The 18,886-nt window shown below is 44.0% G+C and carries 15 protein-coding genes; 9 read left to right on the top strand and 6 right to left on the bottom strand.

Annotation, left to right across the window (positions count from 1 at the left end; translation table 11 throughout):
- The first annotated feature begins 85 nt into the window (after positions 1-85).
- From AC6I5A_RS08425 to AC6I5A_RS08400, 6 genes are all read left to right on the top strand, one after another.
- Complete coding sequence (locus AC6I5A_RS08425; protein WP_034614401.1) at positions 86-1,642, top strand: YncE family protein; 1,557 nt, start codon at positions 86-88, stop codon at positions 1,640-1,642.
- 140 nt (positions 1,643-1,782) lie between these two features.
- Entirely contained in the window at positions 1,783-3,537 is a 1,755-nt protein-coding gene (locus tag AC6I5A_RS08420) for a hypothetical protein (RefSeq protein WP_034614398.1), read from the top strand.
- Between the two features lie 217 nt (positions 3,538-3,754).
- The gene (locus AC6I5A_RS08415) at positions 3,755-4,705 is read left to right on the top strand and encodes a CgeB family protein (protein WP_034614396.1); all 951 of its coding nucleotides are present in this window, start codon (positions 3,755-3,757) and stop codon (positions 4,703-4,705) included.
- A 74-nt stretch (positions 4,706-4,779) separates the two neighbouring features.
- A complete protein-coding gene (locus AC6I5A_RS08410) occupies positions 4,780-5,775 on the top strand; it encodes a glycosyltransferase family 4 protein (protein WP_034614394.1) in 996 nt (331 codons plus the stop codon).
- A gap of 189 nt (positions 5,776-5,964) precedes the next feature.
- Positions 5,965-6,975, top strand: coding sequence for an NAD-dependent 4,6-dehydratase LegB (locus tag AC6I5A_RS08405; RefSeq protein WP_034614391.1), 1,011 nt, complete (start codon positions 5,965-5,967; stop codon positions 6,973-6,975).
- Positions 6,972-8,138 carry a LegC family aminotransferase gene (locus tag AC6I5A_RS08400; RefSeq protein ID WP_034614389.1) on the top strand — a complete coding sequence of 389 codons (1,167 nt, stop codon included), beginning with the start codon at positions 6,972-6,974 and terminating at the stop codon, positions 8,136-8,138. Before AC6I5A_RS08405 ends, AC6I5A_RS08400 begins: the two co-directional genes overlap by 4 nt.
- Positions 8,139-8,224: 86 nt before the next feature.
- Here the strand turns inward: AC6I5A_RS08400 and neuC are convergent, their stop codons facing one another.
- The 5 genes from neuC to AC6I5A_RS08375 form a co-directional block, all read right to left on the bottom strand.
- A complete protein-coding gene (gene neuC / locus AC6I5A_RS08395) occupies positions 8,225-9,403 on the bottom strand; it encodes a UDP-N-acetylglucosamine 2-epimerase (RefSeq protein ID WP_034614387.1) in 1,179 nt (392 codons plus the stop codon).
- Positions 9,400-10,398 carry an N-acetylneuraminate synthase gene (neuB, locus tag AC6I5A_RS08390; protein WP_034614385.1) on the bottom strand — a complete coding sequence of 333 codons (999 nt, stop codon included), beginning with the start codon at positions 10,396-10,398 and terminating at the stop codon, positions 9,400-9,402. The genes neuC and neuB overlap by 4 nt, the downstream gene beginning before the upstream one ends.
- A 19-nt stretch (positions 10,399-10,417) precedes the next feature.
- Positions 10,418-11,479 (bottom strand): GNAT family N-acetyltransferase, encoded by a 1,062-nt coding sequence (locus AC6I5A_RS08385; protein WP_052167975.1) that lies wholly within the window; start codon positions 11,477-11,479, stop codon positions 10,418-10,420.
- Positions 11,451-12,551: a DegT/DnrJ/EryC1/StrS family aminotransferase gene (locus AC6I5A_RS08380; protein ID WP_034614382.1), complete on the bottom strand. Its 1,101-nt coding sequence runs from the start codon at positions 12,549-12,551 to the stop codon at positions 11,451-11,453. Before AC6I5A_RS08380 ends, AC6I5A_RS08385 begins: the two co-directional genes overlap by 29 nt.
- 195 nt (positions 12,552-12,746) lie before the next feature.
- Positions 12,747-14,147, bottom strand: coding sequence for a B12-binding domain-containing radical SAM protein (locus tag AC6I5A_RS08375; RefSeq protein WP_497900607.1), 1,401 nt, complete (start codon positions 14,145-14,147; stop codon positions 12,747-12,749).
- 186 nt (positions 14,148-14,333) lie between these two features.
- Between AC6I5A_RS08375 and AC6I5A_RS08370 the strand changes: the two genes are divergently transcribed.
- From AC6I5A_RS08370 to AC6I5A_RS08360, 3 genes are read left to right on the top strand one after another with little or no spacing between them, the layout of a single operon-like run.
- Positions 14,334-15,377, top strand: a complete 1,044-nt coding sequence (locus AC6I5A_RS08370) for a nucleotidyltransferase family protein (protein WP_034614380.1) — start codon at positions 14,334-14,336, stop codon at positions 15,375-15,377.
- A complete protein-coding gene (locus AC6I5A_RS08365) occupies positions 15,374-16,078 on the top strand; it encodes an acylneuraminate cytidylyltransferase family protein (protein WP_034614376.1) in 705 nt (234 codons plus the stop codon). The genes AC6I5A_RS08370 and AC6I5A_RS08365 overlap by 4 nt, the downstream gene beginning before the upstream one ends.
- Complete coding sequence (locus AC6I5A_RS08360; RefSeq protein WP_034614373.1) at positions 16,062-18,395, top strand: 6-hydroxymethylpterin diphosphokinase MptE-like protein; 2,334 nt, start codon at positions 16,062-16,064, stop codon at positions 18,393-18,395. The genes AC6I5A_RS08365 and AC6I5A_RS08360 overlap by 17 nt, the downstream gene beginning before the upstream one ends.
- An 80-nt stretch (positions 18,396-18,475) precedes the next feature.
- Here the strand turns inward: AC6I5A_RS08360 and AC6I5A_RS08355 are convergent.
- Positions 18,476-18,886 (bottom strand): hypothetical protein (locus tag AC6I5A_RS08355; RefSeq protein ID WP_034614371.1); only part of this gene is annotated, 411 nt, incomplete at its 5' end.

Below are 18,886 nucleotides of genomic sequence, written 5' to 3'. Positions count from 1 at the left end.
CTACTCTACGATCGAATAGTATACGTTGAAAGTCCTGCTCAGTCTTATCTCATTTTTCGAATCAAAAAAGGGGGGGAATACACACATGCTATTTGAAACCCATGCCTGGGTAACACTCGACAACGCCGTCGCTATATATAATGTTTACAGCGATGTGCTTGTCGCCACCATCCCCGTGGGGATTGCTCCGGCTTTCCCAAAACGCACGCCGGATGGTACAAAGGTTTTAGTTCCTAACTTTGGCAGCAACTCCGTCTCCATCTTATGTACTGCAACAAATCATGTCTTAGCAACGGTCCCGGTGGGTCTTGCCCCTACATCAGTAGCGATTGACCCGACCAGCACAACAGCGTACGTTACAAACTCTGGAAGCGGAACTGTTTCCGTCATTAGCATTCCGACCCACACAGTTGTAAGCACCATTACCGTTGGCACAGGCCCTGTTGATGTCACTATTGCCCGTGATGGCAGCCACGTCTACGTAAGCAATAGCGGCAGTGATTCGGTCTCTGTCATCAACCCAGTAACTAATACCGTCATCACAACGATCGCGGTAGGTACTTCACCCAATGGTTTGGCCGTTAGCCTGGATAATACAAAGCTCTTTGTTGTCAATAGTGGCAGCAACAACGTCAGTGTCATTAATACCTCGACCAATGCAACTTTAAGCCTAATCCCAGTCGGTTCGAACCCGCAAAAAATCGCGGCAAATCCCGTGAATCCTGTCTTTATGTATGTGACTAACTTTGGTTCAAACAGTGTTAGCGTACTCTCGACAACCGGGCTTAATGTAATAACGAATGTTTCCGTAGGAATCAACCCGCGCGGCCTGGATGTTACCGGTGATGGCACGCAAGTATGGGTTGCTAACGAAGGCGATAGTTCGCTCAGTATCATTAACACCAGCACGAATACTATTGCAGCTGCGCTTCCAACTGCCTTCCCACCCCGGGGTGTTACCGTGGGCAGAGTTGGATCTGCATTATCGCCCAGTGACCCCATTGACTTGACTGACCCTTATCAACTGGAAGAAGTAACAGAATCTGTTTGTATCATTGTTGAAAAAGTTTATGCCAGCTGCTTACAAAGGGAATGCTTCCCTGCCTTTACCATCTCCCTGCCTTCAAGTGGTGTGCCGCCGTTTACCTTTATCAGCATGACCTTTGCTACGGGTGTGATCGTTCCCGGTAGTATCGTCATAACACCCATTCCATCCCGCCCGAATTTCTCAAGAGTTCAGTTCACAATCCAAATCCCTTACACTTTAACCTTGCGGGATTCAACCGGGGCCATATTTACCCTCACGGGTCACCTCCCGGATATTAACAAAGATATCGTGATGTACTTCCCACCAACTCGTCCAGAATTTGACTTTAACCTGCGCGTTGAAACGAGAACCGAAGTATTGACCAGCCCGTTGTTCACAATGGCTACAATTCAGCTTGCGATAGGAAGCTTTGTGATAACTAAAGTGACCGGCTTAGTACAACTTCTTGTTCCAGCCTTCGGGTTCTGTCCAGAACCTCCGGCTTGTGAGGAATTCCCGGATATACCACAAAATCCATGTGTCAATTTCTTTGACACCACTCTCACTCCATTCCCCAGTGATTTCTTCCCGCCACAGCTGGATAGCTGCCAGTAACCTTTTCATCTTCTTGTTGGTCACTCTCTTATGCCTTAAATTCTTGCCCTTCAAGACTGAAAGGGTCGTCCATAACGGCCCTTTCTTTTACCACGGGATTATCAAATATATTTTTATGAAAAACAAAGGAAGTGATCGTATTGGCTTTCCTAAGGAGAACCACGCTTACTCCGCTTCTCCTGACTTATGACCACGAATCCATGTACCTGCACATCGATCCTCAGGGATGTGCTCTTTTCGGTGAAGACAGTCCTGAACCCTACTATCGGATTCAAGAACCACTGCTTCTAGCTCATGGAATCATGACCGATACCAAAACTGTCCATCTCGTCGTCCTTAAAACAAGCGGTGAACTTTGTTATACTCTAATTTCTGGTCCTGCAACACCCCAGACAACGTTAATCGCCAAACTTGATGTCCGCGCCTCAAGATACGAACGACTCTTTCTTTTTCCACAAGGTAAAATAATACATATCTTTTACGCCCATACGCATCAAGCCATTCGAGAGCTCTGGCGTATCGAACACAGTTATTGGGACGGTTCCTCCTGGCACAGTGTTCATTTGGGAGAAGTTGTTCACCCGCGAATACCCCTTTATCACGTTAACTTGGACAATCAGGGGAACCTTCATTTGTTAACTATAACCTTCCAGGGCCGATATTCTCTCCTTTATACCAACCGCTTTAACGGAACCTTTCATCTATGGGGCTCTCTTGCCGAAACACTAAAAATCTCAGGTGAAGTCGTGGATACTGCCGCACTCATGACATCGGATAATGTTCATCATCTTTTCTGGGTCGTAAAGGCACCAAATGGGCAATTTGAACTCCGCACTGCGCAACAAATCGATACCCATGAACTATCCAGCACTTGGCACCCATCGCCCGCCCCTATCAAAACCTTCAATTCTCCTTGGAGAAGTATGGGGATCTTAGAAATCAATGGCGTTCTTTGGTTACTTATCCGAACTGGGGAAGAAATCCTCATGCAAAATGATGGTAAAGGGTGGAAATTAGTATCCTCTCATCCTACCTTCCATCAGCCCTTACAATGGGTATATAAAGGCAGGAAGAATTGTCATCAAACTAGTTGGTTGGAAGACCAAGCTGAGCGGCGCGCTCCGGCCTTTTACCATGAATTGGGCTTCACTTTTAATAAGGAATCCCCTCCTGTATTTACACCCTTACAAACCACCCTGCCCATTTTTACTCAAGCTATTCCTCCAGTTCCAGCCTTTTATCCTGACCTAATATCTCCCAATCTTTCTCCGCCAACTTCAACCACAATAACTGAAAAAGACGAAATCTTAAGTACTCCCTCCCCGATTAAGATAGATGAAGCGCCAAAAGTGCTTGAAGTACTTGAAGCACTTGATGTGCCTGATGTGTCTGATGTGCCTGATGTACTCGAGGCGCCGGATACACCGGAAAATTCATCAGAAGATATCTTACTATCCCAACCTGTGAAAGAAAACGTCGAACTCGACCGCTTAATTACTTCAGTAGCTCATCTCGAACAAGAAAGTTCTAATCTAAGTCTAGTTCTTCAAACTATGCTCGCGAAGTTTGATCAAATCCTTGGGGCAATTTCGGACAATGTTATTCAACCCAAACAACCCAAGAAATCCAAACAAAAACCATCTCGTACAGAAGAATTAGAATATCCACAAACCGTTTTAGAAACCCCTTTTGAAGAACCTGATCCGGTTAAAGAAGCCATGTCCAATCTTGAAAAGGAAACCAAAAGTCTATCTCAAGTCCTTCGGGTTATGCTGGCTAAACAAGAGCAGAGCGACTCTTCTCTGGAAAATCTAGGTATACAGATTTCTCAACTCCAAGAAGAGAAAAAAGAGATTAAAAATAAAGGGGGTTTTTGGAACAAATGGACCACCTAGATTTAGATACTAATCTTGCCGTAATTCTATCGAAGTATCCTCAAGCAGCCAATACCTTCCGTAAATTTGGCATTTCTCCATCTGGTTGAGGGGCCAAGCACTTACTCACTATGAGCGTTGAGCAGGCTGCCCAACGATACCACATTAACCCGGCAACTCTGATTAATTCCCTGGAGGCTGTGATTCGACAGACTAACCATCAATGGGGACACTACTAATGAAGATTCTGTTTTTGAATGATTCATCTCTCTTGCGCCATGGGTTAGCCTCGGGTTTTTCCTCAGTGGATGAAATCCGTTATCACCCAGTCCGCTTGCCGGACTGGGAAGACCGTTTGACTGACTTGTTTAGAACATGGCAGCCAGACTTAGCTTTAGCCGAGGGTGTTTCAATATCCACTGTGGTCGGGAGACTCTTTCCTCTATTACGCCGTCATTCCCTCCCACTCATCTATTGGGCCATAGACGATCCCCCAGACTGGCGCCGCATGTCCCGCCCTTTGGCGCGCGGCACCAGTCTGGTTCTTACCCCGGCGGAAGAATGTCTATCCCTTTATCAGCGGGAGAAAATTCGCGCGCTTTATTTCCACTTTGCCTGTAATCCGGCCTTTCATCAACCTACCGAACCATCGCTTAGACTAACTTGCGATTTGCTTCTTGTTGCCAATTACTATACCACTTATCCTCAAAGAAGAATCGGGCTGGAAACAATTCTCACTCCCTTACGTTCCGGACCGTTTCATTTAAAGGTTTTCGGTAACGAACACTGGCTGGCGAATACGGACCGTTACACGTTAGAACCCGAGGTATATCAAGGATATTTGCCCTATGACCAATTACCCTGTGCTTATTCTTCGGCGAAAATCGTTTTAGGCTTACATTCGGTGATAAATTCTCCCACGATGATGAGCATGCGAACTTTTGAAGCCTTGGGTTGTCAAGCCTTTTTCTTGACACACTGGTCTCAAGCAATCGAAAACATTTTTAAAAACCATGTTCATCTCGTCTGGAGCCGTCATCCGGACGAGACGACTGAGCTTGTGCGTTTTTATTTAAAGCGTGCGGATCTCCGCCAAAAAATCGCCCGTCAAGGTCAGGAGGAAGTGTACCGCAAGCATACCTATCAACACCGCATCCAATCCATCCGCCAGTATCTCGAAAAGTTATAGGCCGGCGAACTTTCTGATCTTGTTCACTGCATTTATAAATCCCTCTAAATAAGTATCTTTGAGGAGGATTCTTTATGAAAGTACTTTTTCAAATTCGCCCGGACTTCATGAAAAACCCTGCGGGAGATACTGTACAAATGGTTTCTACCGGGCAAGAGCTTAATAACCTTGACGTTAAAGTGCAAATATCAACTGATCCCAACGTTGAGCTGTCTCCTTATGACTTTGTTCATATTTTTAATATTACCCGCATCAAAGAAAGCTATATGTTTTTTCTTAATGCCCAAAAGCAAAAGAAAAGGGTAGTTCTCTCCCCTGTTTATTGGCCTCCCAATGCTTACTTCAAGCGTGAAGATGCAAGTACAAATGCTCTGGCTGTCTGGAAACACATGCAGCCCATGCGGGCCCGCTTGGTGAGCGAAAGCACACTCTTGCTCCCCAATAGCCAAATTGAGATGAACGTTCTTCAGCAAGACTTTCTCAAGACCGCTCCTTATCAGGTTGTACCGAATGGATTCCCAGATTCATTCATGGGGACGACCCCTCAACTATTTCGGAAACAGTTTCCGAATCTTCCCAAGGAATTCATTCTTTGCGCGGCTCGAATTTCAGCACGTAAAAATCAGCATTGGCTGGCAAGAATCTCTCACGAACTGGGAGTTCCTCTTGTTCTTCTAGGACCTGTTAATGACCAAAAGTATTTTGAGAGTGTGACATCCTTTTCGAACGTCATCCATATTGGTACTTTACAGGGAGAACTTCTCGCTTCCGCTTATTCAGCAGCCACAACTCATGCCCTGCCCAGCTGGTTTGAAACCCCGGGCTTATCGAGCATTGAGGCCGGCGCGTGCGGCAGCGTTGTGATCTCGACCGACCAAGGAAGTCCTCATGAGTATTTCCGGGATATGGCCCTTTATGTGCATCCCATGGATGACGCAAGCTTACGTACTGCCCTTGAGCAATCCTTTAAGGCCTCTCCCCGGCCCTTAATGCAGCATATCCGTGACCATTATCCTTGGTCTAAAGTTGCCCGGATGACCTTAGAGGCTTATCAAACCGTAATCAAGTAGGGATATTTTTTAATTGTCTCTTATGTGGGTAATTGCCTATGCTTATTTCGTCAATCGTTTAAGGGTGTGCGGATATGCTTATAATTTGACATAATTGACTGAGTCATCAAATATATTTGGTTAATCAAAAGTATTGAACTTTATTTGTTTACATGGTTACTCTAGAGTTATTAAATCTTGGAGGTTTAAATGAATCTGATCAACAAAAAAATCCTCGTTACCGGGGCTGACGGCTTTATCGGATCCCATCTAACAGAAGAATTGCTGAAATTGGGCTGTAGCATACGCGCCTTTGTTTTATATAATTCATTCAATTCCTGGGGATGGTTGGATTATACGCCTAAATCCCTTCAGGATAATCTTGAGATATTTTCCGGTGATATTCGAGATCCGCATGGGGTTCAAGAAGCAATGAAAGGGTGTGAAGTGGTTATTCACCTGGCCGCTTTAATTGCTATTCCCTATTCCTATCATTCCCCGGATACTTATGTCGATACGAATATCAAAGGGACCTTAAATATTCTTCAAGCCGCGCGTAAACTGGGAGTTGAGAAAGTTATCCACACGTCTACCAGTGAAGTATATGGCACTGCTCGCTTCACTCCAATTAACGAAGAACACCCTCTGCAAGGACAATCACCCTATTCAGCCACGAAGATTGCCGCTGATCAAATGGCCCTAGCATTTCACAACTCATTCGACACCCCTGTAGCGGTCATTCGACCATTTAATACTTATGGCCCGCGCCAATCAGCCCGGGCGGTTATCCCCACCGTAGTAACCCAAATTGCCGGCGGTCAACGTAAAATCAAGCTGGGTTCCACTCATCCCACTCGTGATTTCAACTATGTTCAAGATACCGTGCAGGGCTTTATCGCTTTAGCCGAGTCAGATACTTCTGTCGGTAAAGTGATCAATATAGGCAGTAATTATGAGATATCTATCGGAGAATTAGTTGGACTTATCGCAGAAATAATGCAGGTTAAGATCGAAATTCTGACCGAACAGGTCCGGCTGCGCCCAGAAAAAAGCGAGGTGGAACGCTTATGGGCAGATAATACTAAGGCCAAGAAACTCCTGGGCTGGGAACCTGAATATGCCGGGCATGAGGGTTTGAAACGAGGCTTGACGGAAACGATAAACTGGTTCAGGAATAGCGATAATTTGAAAAAATACAAGTCTGGTGTTTATACTCTATGAAAAAGGAATTCGATCCAAAGACTATTATCCAAACTTTACAAGGTGTGTTACCCCGAGAACAAAAATCAATTGCCCTGCACGAACCGTTATTTAAAGGAAATGAATGGAATTATGTTAAGAAATGCCTGGACAGTGGCTGGGTTTCTTCGACCGGGAAAGATGTAGACCGCTTTGAAAAACAACTGGCGGAGTACTCCGGAATAAAACATGTGATCGCGGTTGTAAATGGTACAGCAGCGCTCCATATTTGCTTGCAGTTGGCTGGAGTCACATCCGGTGACGAGGTTTTAGTGCCTGCGTTAACCTTTATCGCTACAACCAATGCGGTTAGCTATTGCGGCGCTGTTCCCCATTTTGCGGACAATGAGGAAAGAACCCTGGGTTTAGACCCTTTCAAGCTGGGTGACTATCTTCGAGAGATCAGCGAACTTCGAACTGAAGGCTGCTTCAATAAGAAAAGCGGGCGGCGTATAAAAGCAGTGCTGCCCATGCATACCTTCGGACACCCTGTGGATATTGACCCGCTGATGGAGGTCTGCCAGAGATACAAACTGATGCTTGTAGAGGATGCGGCAGAATCTTTAGGTTCTTTGTACAAGGGTTATCATACCGGATGTTGGGGACGGCTTTCGGCTCTCAGCTTTAATGGCAACAAGATCGTTACCACCGGCGGTGGCGGAGCTATCTTAACTAACGAATCCTCTCTTGCCGTATTGGCTCGACACCTGACCACACAGGCCAAACTGCCCCACGCCTGGTCGTTCAATCATGATATGGTGGGTTATAACTACAGAATGCCAAATATCAACGCCGCCCTGGGTTGTGCCCAACTCGAACAACTACCAGAGTTTATTAAGCAAAAAAGGTCTCTGGCCGTACGGTATCAGGAAGCATTTGCTGATTTGAAGGGTGTAAAAGCTTTTAAAGAAGCTGACTTTGCCCGCAGTAACTACTGGTTAAACGTTCTCTTGCTGGATGAAGAATATTCTGCCGCACGGGACACTATTCTGGAGTTAACCAACAAGCTTGGCATCATGACCCGCCCGGCCTGGACCTTAATGCACCAACTGCCCATGTATCAGTATTGTCCGCGGATGGACCTGAGTACAGCTGAAAACCTGGAGCGTCGGATAATAAATTTACCCAGCAGTGCCTTCCTTTAGCCTTAGCTTACTACCAAATAACCCTCTTTCACCTCTGCTCAACAAGATCAGCGGCGCTTGCCGGTTAGTTAACAATCCTGCCGAACTCAACTTCCCCCACTAAAATAATAATCTTCAAATTTCTTATACATACCTGAATAATTGTCTAAACACAGCATAATTTGCTTTAGAATTTTTGCCGAAGTGCCCTTCGATTCATAGGGGTTTTTAATTCGTTGCAACTTTTCTTTATAATCAACCGAACAGGCTGCATCTAATGCAGCTATTATTTCACCTTTTTCCGGTTGGCAATGAATAACTGATTCAGCACAAATCCTGCCCTTTTGCCGATTGCCAATATCAATGGTTCCTACTTTAAGACTCGGTGCTTCAACAATCCCGCTGGAAGAATTCCCAGCCATAGCCGCACAGTATGAGACTAAGCTTAAAAACCTTGTATATCCCAAAGAAGCAAAAACATAACTGCGCTTGGCATTCCTTTCGACAAACTCATCAATCATGCGGTTTAACGCCGAGCTTCCGCTGTCAGCATTTGGTCTTGTAAACACTACCTGAAATTCAGGTCTTTCTTCAAGAGCAGCTAACAACTGCTCAAACTGGTGCACTGAATCATCCTCCAAAGTTGTGGCGTGAAAGGTGACCTGGAGCATTTTATCACCTATGGAAATACCAAGTTCATTTTCCAGCTGCTCTTTGGTCAGCCTTGTTAGATTTTGAATGTTTTCAACCCCCAGATCTCCGACATTATATACCCGTTCCGGTGCTTCACCTAACTGGATAACTCTCCGGCGATATGCTTCAGTTGATGTAAAATGAATGTACGATAGCTTCGACACTGCATGCCGGATATACTCATCATAGGCACCTTCCGAAATTTCGCCGCCTGATATGTGGGCTATTGGTATTCTTAGAACGACACAGGCACTGGCAATCGGCAGCAATTCATACCTGTCACCTAGTAAAACAACGATCTGAGGATGCAGTTCCATCAGCGCTTTGCCAATTTGAGATACCGCCAGAGACATTGTTTGCAACACTTGCCCTTCCTCGCTACCCTGATAAATCGCTATCTTCCGCGCGATTTCAATGCCATCCAGTTCAATTTCCTTGTAGGTCATGCCAAATTCTTCTTCCAAATGAGTGCCGGTAGCAATTAGCTGAAGTTTACACTCAGGATCTTCCTGAATGCGCTTGATGACCGAACTTAAGAGCCCAAATTCCGCTCTGGTAGTGGTAATAACACAAATCCTGTATTTTTCGATCATAAATCAATCATCTCGTCTTCCTGAAAATCACGCTTTGCCACTCCGCCCAAGACATCATACCATTTCATTGGCGATATACCTGTGCCTGGCCGTTTGGTTGTGATATTATCCTGAGAAAAAACCTGACCTTTTGAAATTCTTTTTGCGGCCACGATACTCTTTCGAGCGACTGCGATATTTCCTCTTTCAGATTCCGTTACATGCTTCTCACCGCTTCCCAGCGCTAATTCAATGTTACGTATGGATTTTACCATATTGCATAGTTCGTCCGGTTCAACACTGGCTTTATGGTCAGGCCCTTGCATCGCCCGATTTAAAGTGAAATGTTTTTCGATCACTACCGCCCCCAACGCTAAGGCGGCAATAGGCACTTCAATGCCTAACGAATGATCGGACAGACCTACCGGCAGCTCAAACCTCTCCTTTAGGGTTTGCATTGCCCGCAAGTTAACATCCCGCATAGGGGTTGGATAGTGGGTATTGCAATGAAGCAAAGTGATTTTGTTATTACCCTTGCTCTGCAAAATATGAATTGCAGCTGCGATCTCCTGCATTTCACACATGCCGGTTGATAAGATTACCGGGCGGGAATGTTCGGCGATCACTTCCAACAACGGCAAGTTGGTGATTTCGCCGGAGGGGATTTTTATCAGATCCACACCGATGGAAAATAGGAATAGCGCACTTTCAAGATCAAATGGTGTGGATATAAAGCCAATGCCTTTTTTATGGCAATAGTTCTTCAAGGGCAGAAAGTTTTCAAAAGGAAATTCTAACTTCTTTTCCATTTCCAGCAGAGATTCATCTGCGTCAGTAGATTCCTTCTGATACTCGGCTTTTGGGGCAAATTTGGAGATAACATTTTCACTTTTCCAGGTTTGAAATTTTACATAATCCGCCCCAGCCTTTGCTGCAACGTCTATTAAACTGTAAGCTAAATCCATTTCGCCGTTATGATTAACACCTGCTTCGGCAATAATCAACGTTTTGTTCATTCTTTTCGAGCTCCTTCAGTTATGCCCGGTATTGAATTAAATGGTTATTATGAGGATTAAAATCCGAATTCGCGGCTGTACGAATGTCCAATAATTCTTGATATATTTCCTTGCAAAACACACTTCTTCCGATATAAAAATCTAGTAAACCATTTTTATTAAACGATTTTTTAAATGAAAATAAGCTGTCCTCTATGCCCACTCCGCCGCCAAGATGAAATCTGGTATAGCCATTTTCCGCCGCCCAGCAAGCTGCGCTAAATAATAACAGGTTGTTCGGTGCAAGATGCATGTACTCACGCAAAGATGCCGCCAGATGGTAATGCAGATTACCGTTACAATGCATTACAATGGCGGAACTTATTATTTTCCCGTTAAGCTTTGCACTAAAAAGCGTATAATATTCTGCAAGATTTAAGCTCAGATCATCAAAAAACAGCTGATTAAAGTAATAATATTCAGCTGCATTGTGCCGCTGCATGGTGCTTTTATAACTATCTAAAAACGCTGCTTTGGCTTCTTTACTCCTGTCAGTTATAATCTCAATCTTGTTCTTTTGGGCCTTTCTAACCAGATTCCTGCTTTTTGAGTCCATATTTGTATAAATAGTAGCTATATCACATGTATCAATGAAAACGGTATTTTTGAATCTTCGTAAATCGCAAAAGATCTCAAAGGTTCTTTGATTTTGTAAAAGTGGGTGGAAACGAATGAACTGGGTAACAATATTGTTTGCTCTACAGTAACCGTTTAGCAATTTGAAAAAATCGCTCATTTCTTTCTCATCATAACAATCCGTTAATGGCCCACCGTAGCCATACGGTGTTGACCAGTCATAATACTTGCCTTGTTGTAGAAGACCACTAAACTTAACTGATTCCGCAAGATCACTTTGCTGTACAACATAACACAAATGCATTGCGTCGCCATGGTAATATAGCAGCAACGGCTTCCCGTCATTTGTGTAACGGAAAGCGGAGACATATTCATTTAAATAATATACGTCATGTGTGGCAAACGACTTTACGATATCATTCCATTGATCTTTTTCGCTAAAAGCGATTATTTCGAAGGTTCTCACAATTGCCTCCAGGATATCTGTTGATGACCCTGCACAGGTATGCCATATCGGATACGCCGTATCTTTGGTCAATAGGGAGCGAGATAATATGCTCTGAAATGTACCTCACCGTATCATATGCAATCAGTCTTTGATCTTCTAATAGCCAATGCACAGGACAATATATATTGTTTTGATTTAAATAACAGCGTAGTTTTTCCCTATCTCCTACATAAAGCGGATAAAAAAACGGGCATACGCCCACATTAAGTTCTTGAAAAACAGACTTTACAAGGGGATTATTTAAAAACTTTTGTAAATAAGCCGCATTTTCCTTGCGCTTTTGGGTTGCTTTTCCAATATCAAAAGCTTTAACGATTTCCTTAGAAAAATCTGATATGGCGAATATTTCGCTTTCTCCGTCAATCGTCTTTTCTGCTGCGGCAAACAGCTTGCGATATGTCCCGTTACAATCCGTCAATCTGTTAAGGTATAACCCTTTGAGGAACATGCCGGCAAGACGGGTATTGGTAAATGACATTTCTCTACTGGAAGGTACGGCATCTATTTTTTGTGACAAAGAATAGGCGACACCGCCATCCGGCAAAGCAAACCATTTGCGCAGGCTGGCAACGCAATAATCACCAATAGTTTGCACTTTAGTCAGAATACTGTGGGTCGTGTCCTCAACAATAGTAATGGACAGCATGTGACAAAGATTTCGGATGGCAGTTAAGTCATTCTCATTTTGCAGAGTGCCATAATAATGTATAACAAAAAAAACATCGCTATTTGGGGTACACTTTCGTTTTACATCATCAACATCCAGGGAATGATCGGTGTTAATATTGTAAAAATCAAGAACATAATGCTCCTGCTCAAAGGCTTGGATTACCGACTGGCAGATGTAGGCCGGCAGTAATGCCCTTTTACCCTTCAGCTGCCGCAATACACCTCTGATCGCACTTCTGCCGGTGTTGAAATATACTGCTTCAAATCCTTTCAGCCTATTGTATAAATTATCTTCTTTCGAAGAAAGGTGCACAGCATCAAGGGGATATTCGCCTCCGATTTCAAATCTTTTCTTTGTCATTTCCCCTTACCCCCCAGCGTCTTGCGCATCTCTTCAAGTCTTTCACCATTCCTCGCGTACTCTCAACACAGCACTAACGGTTCCACTGGCCGCACTGACGTTCATCACACAGATCCCTTTCAATCATCTCGATGTTCTAACGCTTGCCGAACAGCGGCATGGGGGTCTGGCAATTCCTGCTGGATTAGCAATTGACTAAGATTGGCGAAATCCTCTAAATGAGCTGTCCTTTTCGAGATATAATTTATGCAGCGCCTCGTTTGTTTTCGTAATTTGCGCTGCGTAATAATTTAACAGAAGTTTTTGGTTAGCTTCGTACAAAACTCGATGAAACTCCGCATCACTCAGATCGGTAAAATTAACGGAAAGTAAGTCGGAATTTACATGCTTCTGCTCATAAAAATCTTCACAGTCTTTTAAAAGGCCTTTTTGTATAGCGTAATAGTATAAAGAAGAACCGGGATATGGCGTTACCGGTCTGATGGTTCTCATCTGGGCATGATCGTCGTATTTTAATAAGAATTCAACCCCCAGCCGCAGCGATTCAGCGCTTTCGCCTATATTGCCAAAAATAATGTTAAAGCCCGGGCTTAACCCCGCCGCCGAGGTGTTTTCAATGCCCTTGACAATCTGCTTGACGGTTAGAGCTTTATTCATGTTGCGCAAGACCTGTTCATCCAAAGATTCAATTCCGTAGTTAATAAAAACACAGCCTGCCTCTTTCATTAACTTTAGAACGTCGGGTTTGGCGTAATTAAGTCTCCCGTTACAATCCCACTTGATATTTAGTTTATTTTTTAGAAAAGTTTCACATAATTCAACCGTCCTCTGCGCGGAATTCATTAAGAGCTCATCAGAGAAGGTTATGAATGAAATCATATAGTCTTTTTGCAGAATTTTAATTTCTTCAACGATGCTTTCCGGGCTTCGTCCCCGAAAGCCCTCATCCATACGGTAACAAAAGTTGCACTTAAAGGTACACCCTCTTCCCGATAAGACCGGAAACCAGCGTTCACCATTTTTGATATAAGGCGCCCTGAGCAAGGCATAATGGTCAATCGGGAACAACTCCCAGGCCGGAAAAGGTATCCCGTCTATATCTTCGATTAAATCTTGCCGGGGGGGTTGAACACATACCCCGTTTTCCAGGAAAGCTATGCCGTTTACCGAGTGTAACGGTTTTTTTTGTTCTAAAGCTTCCAGTAGGTTTAGCACTGTAATCTCGCCCTCACCAATGACAATAGCATCCGCAGAGGTTTTATTTAAGAAATAGGCCGGTTCCGGTGCAGCCAAATGCCCTCCCAATACATAAAAAGGTCTATGTTTGGCTTTATTAATAGCCTCGGATAGTTTTAATACTTTCCGGTATTGATAATATCCGCCGCACATGCTGACCCCAATAAAGTCATAGCGCTCTTTATTTAATAAATCAGTTAAATGAGACTCTGGCCAGTGATAAACGTCTTGATTGTAAATCTTAACCTCATGCCCAGCCTTCAGACATACTGATGCGATATAAGCTAACCCCTGCGGAAACCATGAAATATAAGAGTCGTTATCATAAGCCACTAAAAGAATTCTCATTTCTAAATCCATTCCTTTCGCTTCGCTCAAGGTTCAAAACAGGATACCTCACTTATTTTTGTCGCATAGTTACCTCTTAATATTAAATTATGCAAGTAAAGGATGATGGGTTAATGTGTCTGTGCTTTATGCAACGGCACTCTTCCTAAACAGATTTCATATTATGAAGTACCTTAGCACCATAGGGAGGACGCTTAAATGTGGAAAAATGTTCTAATCACTACCGACACCCCCATTGTAAAAGCTATTGAAATAATTGATCGGGCAGGATTGCAGATTGCTCTGGTAGTCAATGAAAATGGACGGTTACTGGGGACAGTGACAGATGGTGATATTCGGCGGGCTATCCTTAAACACCTTAGTCTGGATGAAACAGTAATCAAAGTAATGAACCCTGCCCCCTGCTTTGTTTACCGTAACCAATCCCGGGAAAATGCCAACCTGCTGATGATAAGTAAAAAACTTCGCCAAATTCCCGTTCTCGATGAAGAACACCGTGTGGTTGGCCTGGAAATTGCCGATGAACTCTTGACCCCCCCTCCGCGTGACAACTGGGTAATGCTCATGGCCGGCGGGCTGGGACGGCGCTTGGAGCCCCTAACAGAAAACTGCCCCAAACCTTTGTTAAAAGTGGGCGACAAACCTCTTCTGGAGACTATCCTGGAAAGTTATATCGAACAGGGATTCAAGTATTTCTATATCTCAGTGAATTATAAAGCTGAGACGATTATCAACCATTTCGGAAATGGTTCCCGTTGGGCAGTGAAGATTGAATATCTGCATGAAAGCAAGCCTCTGGGAACAGCCGGTGCCCTGGGACTGCTCCCAGCTAAACCCGAAAAACCGCTGCTTCTGATGAATGGAGACATTCTTTCCAAGATTAACTATGGTAAATTACTCGATTTCCACCAAAAAAATCTGACCGTCGCTACGATCTGCGTTAAGGAATATAACCTCCAGATTCCCTATGGAGTGATCATTACCCAGAAAAATCAGCTCTTGGAAATTGAAGAAAAACCACTGCAGCAATTTCTTATTAATGGAGGACTATACGTGTTTAATCCCTCTGTTCTCGATAATGTCCCGGTCAACTCATACCTGGATGTCCCCGTTCTCCTCAGGATGCTATTGGATCAGGGAAAAGATATAGCCGTTTTCCCCATTCGTGAATATTGGATAGATATTGGACGGTTTGATGACTACCAAAGAGCCAATAATGATTTTTCGAAGGTGTTCAAATGATAAATGGTAAGAAGATTTTAGGAATAATCCCCGCGCGTGGCGGTTCTAAGGCTATTCCTCGCAAAAATCTTAAACTTCTGGCCGGTAAACCGTTAATCGCCTGGACAATAGAAGAGGCTAATAAGTCTCAATACCTGGATCGTCTAATACTCTCCTCCGAAGATGCAGAGATCATCGAAACTGCAGCAGCGTTGGGATGTGAAACCCCTTTCGTTCGACCGGTTGAGCTGGCCCGAGATGATACCCCAGGTATAGAACCGGTAATCCACGCGCTAAATTGTATTGGTGTACATTACGACTATGTAGTACTGCTGCAACCTACTTCTCCGTTACGCACCAAAGAAGACATTGATGGCTGTATCCATTACTGTGTACAGGAAGGTGCGCCGGTTTGTGTTTCCATATCTCTGACAGATAAACACCCCTATTGGATGCATACCTTAGACGAACGTCACCGCTTACACCCACTGCTGCAAACGGGTCAGTCGATCAAACGCAGGCAGGACCTTCCTCCAATATATATTGAAAACGGAGCTGTTTACGTAGCTGAAACGAACTTTTTGCTCCTGAAAAAAAATTATATCACCACAGAAACCTTAGCCTACATCATGCCTCCCGACCGGTCGTGGGACATAGATAGCGAAGCTGACTTTCACTACTGTTCACTGCTCAAAGGAGGGTATTATGACATTACGCGCTAATATGGAACTACTAAAGGAGTCCTTTCCCAAACTATGGCAAAAATTTTCAGAGTTAGAAGTCACGCTGGATAAGAACCTGGTCGGGCTGGTTACCAACAAAGAAGGTCATACAACCTTACAGATAGAAAAAACCTATATCCATGATAAAAAGAATCCTCTCCAGGAAGGAACAGCTTTTATTGAACAGTTTGAAAATATTAATAATCATTCAGATATTCTTTTTTACGGGATTGGACTGGGCTACCACATCAAAGCCTTTGTGGAACATTACCCCGATAAACCCTTTTCCATCTATGAACCGATTCCTGAGGTTTTTCATCATTTCCTCTGTCACACAGATCTCAAACGGTTCCCGCTCCATTTAGTTAAATACTTTGATCTTGAGAACAAGCCGGATGATCCGGACAGGTTCTTCTCGAACATGGTAAAAAGGATACGCAGCTCCATCTTGATCATCGATCTCCCCGCTTACCGGAGCATCTTCCCGCAAAAACGCCAGGCCTTTTTCTCTTCATTCGAAAACCATTTGAGAGAGCGCTGCACTTCCTTGGCTACGTATTCCACTTTTCAAAAACGCTGGACTATCAATAGTATTAAAAACTTTATCCAGGTTCTGAACAGTCCTAATATCCTGCTGGCGAAAAAAGACTTCTTCAAAAATACGCCCGCCCTTCTGGTTGCTTCGGGCCCATCCCTGGAAGCAGAAATTGAAAACTTAAAAAAAATCAGGGATAACGGCCTGGCCTATATTTTTACGGTTGGAACCGCCCTCAACGCTCTGGTTAAGTGCGGAATTTATCCCCATGCCGCCTGTACCTATGATCCCAGCGATGAAAATCAAATTGTCTGCAAGGAAGTCCTGGAAAAAGGCCTCAAATCCATTCCCCTGATTTTCGGCAGTACAGTAGGCTACGAAACCCTGGAAAAATACCCTGGTCCCAAAATGCATATGTTAATCAACCAGGATACCCTGGCAGCGTTTTATTTACAACCCCAAAGCGGCGAAAGACTGGCATTTATCAGTGATGCTGCCAGTATTGCCGTGATAACCCTGCAGCTTTTGCATAAGCTGGGTTTTAACCCTATCATCCTGGTGGGGCAAAACCTTGCTTATCTTGATGGCAAAAATTATATGTCCGGTTCAACTTATCCCTTACACGAGGCCAATCAAACAGAACTGAAAAGTGCCGTCCTGGTTAAGGACGTCTATGGAAATGAGGTGTATAGCAGCAATAGTTACCTTCGCATGAGACTGCAAATTGAAAACTACCTCAGCGGTCTTCCAGATACGAACGTAATCAACACTACGAAAAACGGCGCTCATATTGAGGGAACCAGATTTCAAATCCTGGAAGAGGTTATAAAAGATTATCTGCCTAACCGGGTAGTTGAGGATGATTGGCAGCTACCCTTAAACTGTAGTTATAATCTGGAGTATTTGATAACCCAAAACCAAATAATGAAAAATGCTTGTGCCAATGTTACCCAGTTACTGGATAAATGCAAACTGGATCTGGATAATATCGCAGCCCTGGCCTCGAGCGGCGATTTAATAAATATCGAGCAGAGCTATGACAAATTTAATTTCAGCATGGAAAACTTAAGAACCAATCAGTTCTTTGCCACCTTTATCACGCCGATGAGCCGGGTCGAACTTGAGTTATTATTACTTGCCATCCCTGAGATTTCCCGGGATAGAGACCCCATCAGAAAAGCTCAAATGATGGAAAAAGAGTTTCGCCCCTACCTTACTGTTTGTGAACAGGATATCAATACTATAATCCCCCTGTTTCAGGAATTGAATAATACCATCCTGGAATACGAAAAGGTGTATAAAATTCGGAAAAAGGCTGCACGGACGAAGATCCTGATGCTGGATTGTGATGGAATCCTCACCGATGGAGCTATCTATTATTCAGCATCCGGGGAGGAAATGAAAAAATTCAATTATAAAGACTGTGCCGGCATTATCCTTTTGCGAAAAAAGGGCATTCAAGCCCTGCTTATTAATCAGGAAGCCAACCCGGTGATAAAACATGCTGCTTTAAAATCAGGAATCGATACCATATCTTCAAGAGAGAAAAATGGAATTGCAACAACCGTTCTGGAGAAATATGCGCTCAATTATGAAGAGGTTGCTTGCATTATCAATGATCTGAGCGATTTGAAATTGTTAAAGCAGGTGGGTTTAAGCTTCGCAGTGGGAGACTCTTCCCCCGAACTCCAGCAAGAGGTCGATTACGTGCTTGCAACCGACGGAGGACAGGGAGCAATATATGAAATAGCCGAACTGCTTACCAAAGACAAATATAATTAAATATACACCGTTTCCAAGCTTTGCGGCTCGAAAACGATGTTTGTTGAAAGTATGAAACCAGCTTTTTCGCTACACAATGCCTAGTTTTGGGCTTGGAAATAACTCAGTAATGTTCCGGAGGAAGTGCTGGTATCTACATAATACAATCGCGCATATCTTGGGGTTATTCCTGCTGTAAGGAATTGCCATTTTTCACTTGTAAACGTCCCGCTTGAATCATAGACATAGTCGCTATTCGTTGCTTCACCACCGCTTAACGCGGATTTCTCTAATATGACGTGCACCTGGTCTCCGCTGGCACCGCTGTATTTTACTGCGAGCGTCCACGATGTGAAGCTCAATACATCATATGAACCTCCACTTGCCGCTCCGGACTCGCCGGTTCCACCGCTATTGATAGTAGTTAGGACTGGTCCGGAATCAACGATACTATGACCACTAAGGCCTACGGTGCCACTAATTTCTACGGGACCGCTTACTGCCACACTGCC

The sequence above is a fragment of the Desulfosporosinus sp. Tol-M2 genome, assembly GCF_059735615.1.
This window is presented reverse-complemented; position numbering and strand designations above follow the sequence as displayed.